This is a genomic window from Bartonella sp. MR110HLJHH, from assembly GCF_042194225.1.
GTDB lineage: Bacteria > Pseudomonadota > Alphaproteobacteria > Rhizobiales > Rhizobiaceae > Bartonella > Bartonella grahamii.
On sequence record NZ_JBHIMQ010000055.1, the window covers coordinates 1 to 1,541 of the forward strand.

2 protein-coding genes and 1 pseudogene are annotated in these 1,541 nt (G+C 33.7%); all 3 read left to right on the plus strand.

Annotation, left to right across the window (positions count from 1 at the left end; all coding sequences use genetic code 11):
• Nucleotides 1–320: 320 nt before the first annotated feature.
• Nucleotides 321–650, plus strand: a complete 330-nt coding sequence (locus ACFIKB_RS09220) for a hypothetical protein (RefSeq protein WP_375653456.1) — start codon at nucleotides 321–323, stop codon at nucleotides 648–650.
• On the plus strand, nucleotides 637–1,092 hold the full coding sequence (locus ACFIKB_RS09225) for a hypothetical protein (RefSeq protein WP_375635674.1): 456 nt from the start codon (nucleotides 637–639) through the stop codon (nucleotides 1,090–1,092). Before ACFIKB_RS09220 ends, ACFIKB_RS09225 begins: the two co-directional genes overlap by 14 nt.
• A gap of 205 nt (nucleotides 1,093–1,297) precedes the next feature.
• A pseudogene (locus ACFIKB_RS09230) lies at nucleotides 1,298–1,541 on the plus strand (hypothetical protein); the annotation flags it as partial.

Here is a 1,541-nt window from a genome sequence, read left to right on the forward strand (position 1 = left end):
AAAGGATTATCGAAAACCTTTATGCCAACAGGAGCAGAGCTTGCAGAGTATTGCAGAAATTTGAAAGCAGAGCTTTTGTCGGGAGCATCAGTCATGAAATCGTATTTAAAAGCATCCGAAAAAACAGCAAAGTAGTGAAATTTGCTGATGATTTTGAGAATAGACATGCGTTTAAATTGACAGAAAGGCACCGTACAGAGCGATTTAAAGATTTTGTGATAAAAACCACATTGAAATTAAAAACGCTTCTGTACAGTCCATTTTGAGGCAAATAAACCCATCGGTAAAGTTATGGATTTAGATAGGGGATATTAAACCAGATGTTTTTAAAAAAACGTAAACAGAAAGGGCAAAAAAAGTGGGTTGCAACGGCGGTTGGGCATGCACCATGGGGATTAGGGGTAGCTGAGTATTTTTATAATCTTTACGAATATGATGATGGCACAAGAGAATACGAAGAATTTGACGGTGGTCAGTATCATGAGATGCCTGAGAATGTTGATTACAGTACCAAGGCGCAAGTGAAAGCTTGGATATATGGGGGTGGTATTCCGCAAAGCGTTCTCAATTACGAACCTCTTATAGATGAGATCAATAAAGATCTCAAAAAATTATCAAAAACCGCAGGAAATAAATATGTTTACAGATAAGCAGCTAAGAGCCTTGTTTGGTATTATAATTTTTATATTTTTATGCTTTTTAGGAATTAAAAAAAATCCCTACTTTATCCAAGGTATTTTGATATTTGCATCTTTTGGTTTGATAATAATAACAAATATTTTTGTAATTTTATGCAATTCTCATATTCCTTTTGAGTTGCAGAACAATCCAAAATATAAAAAAGATGATGATACAACAGGTTGGAAGATATTAACACGTGATTTACAACAGTATATGCACCGACTCTTAAAGCTAATAAGTTTAGCACTTGTCGTTTTAATTTTTCCAAATAGTTATACTGTATTTTGGTATTTAGATATCGTTATTTGGTACTTTTTTTTAATTTATTCATTCTTTCTCATGTTGCATACACGCAGTTTAATAAACATGTCCATTTACGCACTACATTTTTATACTAAAAACCAAAAGTAAAATTTAAAAGCACTTGATATTCAATGATGTAGGTATCAAAATGAAAAAAATAAAAAATACGTATTGACATTAATAAAAGGTTCGTTTAGAAAGGCGTCAAGTGTGTAGAAACACTTGCGAATAGCGGATAGGTTACGATACAGCCTCTCCCATGCCTTTTAAAATACTGACTTTCTTTTATGCTATCATTGGCATATAACGATTTATGTCGGGTGTAGTGTGTTATACAATACCCTTTTTAGGGGAAAGCACACAGCGGACTATTCGCCGTGTTTCTAGCGCCCGACGCCCTTATAGGGTGTCAATAGAAACCTTCTTTACGAATAGGATTACTAGCATGAAAGCTACAGTTAAAAATCAAAAAACATCTCCAAAATATCAACTCACCAATCAAACAATTCTTCGTGAGGGTAAAAAACTTTATCGCATTAAGGCGTTAAGAGATTTTG

Coding starts and splice junctions, on each gene's coding strand:
- ACFIKB_RS09220 (WP_375653456.1), top strand. CDS start 321: ATGTTTTTAAAAAAACGTAAACAGAAAGGGCAAAAAAAGTGGGTTGCA.
- ACFIKB_RS09225 (WP_375635674.1), top strand. CDS start 637: ATGTTTACAGATAAGCAGCTAAGAGCCTTGTTTGGTATTATAATTTTT.